Source organism: Actinophytocola sp., assembly GCF_050699915.1.
GTDB lineage: Bacteria > Actinomycetota > Actinomycetes > Mycobacteriales > Pseudonocardiaceae > Actinophytocola.
The window spans coordinates 1-5,379 of the sequence record NZ_JBOHGA010000321.1 but is presented as its reverse complement, the minus strand read 5'-3'; the positions used below and the strand labels follow the sequence as shown (position 1 = coordinate 5,379).

4 protein-coding genes, 1 tRNA gene and 1 pseudogene are annotated in these 5,379 nt (G+C 69.4%); 4 read left to right on the top strand and 2 right to left on the bottom strand.

Annotated elements, in window-relative coordinates:
• Nucleotides 1-125: 125 nt before the first annotated feature.
• From ACRDSK_RS31480 to ACRDSK_RS31470, 3 genes and pseudogenes are all read left to right on the top strand, one after another.
• Nucleotides 126-1,625, top strand: a pseudogene (locus tag ACRDSK_RS31480) (replication initiator); the annotation flags it as partial.
• Between the two features lies 1 nt (nt 1,626).
• Complete coding sequence (locus ACRDSK_RS31475) at nt 1,627-1,830, top strand: helix-turn-helix transcriptional regulator (RefSeq protein ID WP_431445033.1); 204 nt, start codon at nt 1,627-1,629, stop codon at nt 1,828-1,830.
• The gene (locus ACRDSK_RS31470; protein WP_431445031.1) at nt 1,830-3,284 is read left to right on the top strand and encodes a tyrosine-type recombinase/integrase; all 1,455 of its coding nucleotides are present in this window, start codon (nt 1,830-1,832) and stop codon (nt 3,282-3,284) included. The genes ACRDSK_RS31475 and ACRDSK_RS31470 overlap by 1 nt, the downstream gene beginning before the upstream one ends.
• 57 nt (nt 3,285-3,341) lie before the next feature.
• On the opposite strand, the gene ACRDSK_RS31465 is transcribed toward ACRDSK_RS31470, so the two are convergent.
• Nucleotides 3,342-3,415 (bottom strand) — tRNA-Leu (locus ACRDSK_RS31465).
• A 203-nt stretch (nt 3,416-3,618) separates the two neighbouring features.
• Here ACRDSK_RS31465 and ACRDSK_RS31460 point away from each other — a divergent pair.
• Nucleotides 3,619-4,206, top strand: coding sequence for an ANTAR domain-containing response regulator (locus tag ACRDSK_RS31460; protein ID WP_431445030.1), 588 nt, complete (start codon nt 3,619-3,621; stop codon nt 4,204-4,206).
• Here the strand turns inward: ACRDSK_RS31460 and ACRDSK_RS31455 are convergent.
• Nucleotides 4,199-5,379, bottom strand: a 1,181-nt coding sequence (locus ACRDSK_RS31455) for a hypothetical protein (protein WP_431445029.1), incomplete at its 5' end; no start/stop codon positions are given. The two genes, ACRDSK_RS31460 and ACRDSK_RS31455, sit on opposite strands and share 8 nt — an antisense overlap.

Here is a 5,379-nt window from a genome sequence, read left to right as displayed (position 1 = left end):
CCATCGCCGACGCCGGCAACGCCGCCTCGGCAGACTCACCCCAGTCGAATTTGAGACCATCCACACCGCCGCACACGCGGCCTGACACCACCACACCGAACCGTCAACCAAACTCGGGGCAGTCCCGACCGTTCACGATGGAGGTTGGGGACCTCGACACGGGGGAGCTGCGGTACGTCCCGATGCCGTGTGGCTCCACTGTGGAGTCGCAGTGTGGACCGTGTGCGCGGAAGGCTCGCGCGCTGCGGATGGTCCAATGTCGGGAGGGTTGGCACCTTGCCGAGGAACCGGATTTCACCCCGGACGAGCCGACTGCGGACCAGACGGCGTTGCTGGAGCTGCGGGCCGACCTGGTGGCCGCCTACCGGCGGGTCGACGGCGTCGAGGGTGACGAGCTGCTCGACGAGATCCGCTCCGTGGATGCGGAACTTCGGCAACTCGGCATGCGCGGCCGGCTACCGAACCCGGAAGGTCCGGCCAAGCGGTCTCCGAAGCGGTCGACGAGGCGGCGGCAGGACGCTCCGGAGTTGCCTCGGCGGCGGGTGGAGAAGCGGACGCTTGGGCGGGAGTTCGCCGGGCGGTTCCGGCCGTCGATGTTCGTCACGCTGACGTGTGACAGCTACGGGCGCGCGCGGGATGACGGGACGCCTGTTGATCCGGGCTCGTATGACTACCGGCGGGCCGCTCGGGATGCCGTGCACTTCGCCGCGCTGGTGGACCGGTGGTGGCAGAACCTGCGGCGGGTCGTCGGCTGGGACGTGCAGTACTTCGCCACGGTCGAGCCGCAGAAGCGGGTAGCGCCGCACCTGCATGCCGCGCTCCGCGGATCGATTCCGCACGAGGTACTGCGCCAGGTCACCGCGGCCACCTATCACCAGGTGTGGTGGCCGGCCCACGACGAGCTCGTCTACTTCGGCGACGAGCTGCCGGTATGGGAGGGCGGCCGGTTCGTCGACCCGACCACCCGCCAACCGCTGACGCCGTGGGGCGAGGCACTGGACGCGGTGGAAGAGCCGGTGCACGTCGTGACGTTCGGGCGGCAGGTGCACTCCAAGGGCATCCTCGGCGGCTCTGACGAGGCCGGGCGGCACATCGGCTACCTCACGAAGTACCTCACCAAGAGCACCGGTGAGGTGATCGAGGCCGACTCCGACCGGCAGCGGGCACACCATGACCGGCTACACGAGGAGCTGCGCGTCACGCCGTGCTCGCCGCGCTGTGCGGTGTGGCTGCTCTACGGGGTCCAGCCGCTGGGTGCCAGCTCGCGGACGCATCCGGGTCGGTGCAAGAGCAGGGCGCATCGGCGGACCACGCTCGGGATCCCGGGCCGGCGGGTGCTGGTGTCGCGGAAGTGGTCGGGCAAGACGCTCGCCGACCACAAGGCAGACCGCAAGGCGTTCGTCCTGGAATCGCTGGCGGCGGTCGGGATCACCATGCCAGAGCCAGATCGGTCGCGGCTGATGTGGCAGAAGGTCCAGCCTGGCGACCCTCACCAGCCGCCGAGGGATCACCTGCTCATGCATGCGATCGCGGAGCGGATCAAGTGGAGAGCCGAGTACGACCGGGCGCTACTCGCAGCTCAGGGACCGCCGCCAGATCTTTCGGCAACTGGGGTGGCGGCCTGACATGGGGGAGGGGAAGCGCGTGGGGTGTGACCGGCATTTGACCATCGACGAGGTGTGCGCGGACCTGGGTATCGCGCGGTCCACGTTCTACGAGTGGCGGGCGAAGAGGCGTGCGCCACGCTGCATCAAGCTCCCGAACGGCGACATCCGTATTCGGCGTGTCGAGTACGAGCGCTGGCTGGACTCCCATGAGGAGGCGGCCTGATGGACGCTTCGTACGACGTCAAGATTTGGAATATCGAGGCGCGCCAAGGCAAGCGGGGCACGAACTACCGCGTTCACTGGTTTGTTGGCAAGGAGCATTTCCGGCGCCCGTTCAGCACTAACGCGCACGCGGACAGCTTCCGATCCGAACTCATGACCGCTGCTCGTCGTGGAGAGGCGTTCGACCCGGTTGAGGGACTTCCGGTGTCGATGGTTCGTGCGAAGAACGTGATGAGCTGGTTCGACTTCGCAGTGAAGTACATCGACATGAAGTGGCCGCGGGCGGCGGCGAAGTCTCGTGCGGGGAATGCCGATGCACTTGCGACCGTCACGCCGGTCATGTTCACGACGGACAAGGGCAAGCCGGATGACCGAACTGTTCGGCGCGCCCTCACGGGCTGGGCCTTCAACACGAAGCGGCGAGAGCTGAGCAAGCCGGCCGAAGTCATTCGGGCGTTGAAGTGGATCTCGAACCACACCTTGCCCGTTTCTCGCCTGGAGGACGTCGCGGCGTTGAGGGAGGCGCTCGATGCTCTGTCGTCCAAGTTGGATGGCAAGCAAGCCGCAGCGAAGACCTTCATGAGGAAGCGAGCGGTCCTGCACAACGCGTTGGACTACGCGACTGAGTTGAAGGTGCTCGGGAGCAACAACCTGCCCGAGGTGAAGTGGACAGCGCCGAAGACTGTCCGTGCGATCGACAAGCGGGTGGTGATCAACGTCCGGCAGGGTGAGCGACTGTTGGACGCGGTGAGCGCGCAATGGATCGATGGGCAACCTCGGCGGTCCTCCGGGCCGATGTTGAAAGCCTTCTTCGCTGTCATGTACTACGCGGCGCTGCGACCGGAAGAGGCGGCCATGTTGTCCAAGGAGGACGTTCAGCTCCCGGAACGGGGCTGGGGTGAGCTGCTGCTGTCCGAGGCCGCTCCGATCGCTGGTGCGTCATGGACGGACTCCGGGGAACGCCGCGATCGCCGGCAGCTCAAACAACGTGCCGTTGGTGAGGTGCGGCATGTACCTTCCCCGCCGCCGTTGACCGTCATCCTGCACCAGCACCTGGAGCGGTTCGGGACGGCGGCTGATGGGCGGCTGTTCCGAAGTCTCACCGGTGGTGACATCGCCGAGTCGACCATCGCCCGTGTGTGGGACAAGGCCCGCAAGGAGGCGCTCACGGAGTCGGAGTACGGGTCGCTTCTGGCGCGGCGGCCGTACGACCTTCGGCATGCGTGTGTGTCGACGTGGCTGGCGGCCGGCGTCCCGTCCACTCAGTGCGCCGAGTGGGCCGGCCACTCCGTTGCGGTGCTTCACCAGATCTACGCGAAGGTGATCGCCGGCCTTGAAGCCGCGGCGCACGAGCGGATCGAGCGGGCGCTTGGGTGGGGCGAAACTCGGGAGCAAATAGGGAGCGGTCAGCCGGATTCCGCCGGTCCTGGCCGGACAGAGCCGGACGGGTCATGATCGCGTTTGGGGGCATCCTCGCAGGTGAAAGGCCTGCTCAGAGGTGGTCGGCGAGGGTGCCCCCGGTGCGATTCGAACGCACACTGGACGGGTTTTGAATCCGTTGCCTCTGCCGATTGGGCTACGGGGGCTCGGCCGACGACTTTACGGGATCCCGGTGTCACCGTTCGCGAGGGATGGGGTGTCGATCAACAGGGGCCGACGTGCGGTGATGTCGGGGCGTGTTGCCAGTTCGTTACATTATGGTGATCACCGTCTCGGAGGGGGCGGGCCCGCGGGCGGGCGCCGGTAGGCTGGTGTTTCCCTCAGCACCCGAGACCTCAGGAGGACCCCGGTGACCGAACAGGCCGCCGTGCAGCGGAGTGTCCTCGTCGCCGAGGATGAGGCGCTCATCCGGCTCGACCTCGTCGAGATGCTGAAGGAAGAGGGCTACCACGTCGCCGGCGAGGCGGCCGACGGCGAGCAGGCCGTCGCGATGGCCACCGAGCTCAAGCCCGACCTCGTGATCCTCGACGTGAAGATGCCCAAGATGGACGGCATCGACGCGGCCGCGGCCATCGCGGGCGATCGGATCGCTCCGGTCGTCATCCTCACCGCGTTCAGCCAGCGCGACCTCGTCGAGCGCGCCCGCGAGGCCGGCGCCATGGCCTACCTCGTCAAGCCATTCGCCAAGCATGATCTCGTCCCCGCCATCGAGCTCGCGGTCAGCCGGTTCTCCGAGCTCGCCGCCCTCGAGACGGAAGTCGCCACGCTCACCGAGCGCATGGAGACCCGCAAACTGATCGAACGCGCCAAGGGCCTGCTCATGTCCAAGCAGGGCCTCTCCGAACCGGAGGCCTTCCGCTGGATCCAGCGCACCGCCATGGACCGGCGCGCCACGATGAAGGCCGTCGCCGAGGCCGTGGTCGAGAACATCAACTGATCACGAAGTTCAACAACGCCGACACGGGACGCTCGTCGCCCATCCCGTACTCGCGCACCTCGATCGAGTGCGGCCCGTGGTCGAGCCGGCCCACCGCGATCGACACCGCATAGCTCCCGCCGACACCCGGACCGTCCGCCGACGTCGGGATGCCCGCCACTAGCGCACCGTCGAGCCGCACCTGCAGGCCCTGCACGCCACCGACCGCACCCGTGTCCCACTGCGCGTACGCCGGATCCAGCGTCACCCGCAGCACCACATGCCCCCGCCGCGGCACCGTCGTGCTCTGGAGCGGCTTCCCCGCCGCATTCCCCAGCACCGCCTCCACCGACGGCAGCGCGTCCGCCCGGGCCGGCGCCTTCGCGGCCCGCTCGGTCGGCGCCGACCAGCCGGCCACCGGCGTGATCTCCAGATACGTCTCCAGCAGCGACGACTGCGCGCTCGCCCCCGGCGCCCGCACCACGAACGGCGCCAGCGTGTCCGGCCCGTTCTCACCGAGCAGCGACCGCGGCACGTCCGCGACCACGGTCAGCGCCGCACCCGGCTCCCGTGGCGGCACCGCCACCGTCGGCCGCGCCGGCACCCGCAACCCGCCCAGCTGCACCACCACCCGCCGCGGGTCCAGCTCCGGCGTCATCGTCAGCGTGGCCACCACCCGCGCGGACCGCGCCGACCGCAGCGGCGTCCGCGCGATCCCGATGCCCGGCTCCTGATCAGTCGACCCCAGCACCCGCTGCGTCCCCGCGAGCACCGCCGCCTCCACGACGCCCGCCCGCGCCGCCGCCGGCCCGGTGAACCCGGCCGACGCCACGTGCACCCGCGACCGCCGCCCGTCCGGCCCTCGGAACCCCAGCAGCACCGACGCCTCCCGCCACGTCGGCACGACATCGCGGGACGCCACGGCCAGACCGTCCTGGTACACCCGCACCCCGGACGTCGTCAGCACCACCTCGAACAGGTGCACCACGCCGGGCCCGCGCCGCGGCGCCGCGTGCACCTCCCGCGTCGGCCCCTTCGACCGCACGCCCGGCGCCGTGGTCACCTGCACGCCCACGTCGGCGATCGACACCCGCACCGTCCCGCCCGGCAGCGCGAGGTCGGTGTCCGGCGACCGGCTCGCCCGGCGAACCCCGACGCCGACCCGGTCCGCCCGGCCCGGCACCAGGTCGACGG

Excerpts from the sequence above, each read along its gene's own strand:
- ACRDSK_RS31470 (WP_431445031.1), top strand. The coding sequence starts at position 1,830 with ATGGACGCTTCGTACGACGTCAAGATTTGGAATATCGAGGCGCGCCAA.
- ACRDSK_RS31475 (WP_431445033.1), top strand. The coding sequence starts at position 1,627 with ATGGGGGAGGGGAAGCGCGTGGGGTGTGACCGGCATTTGACCATCGAC.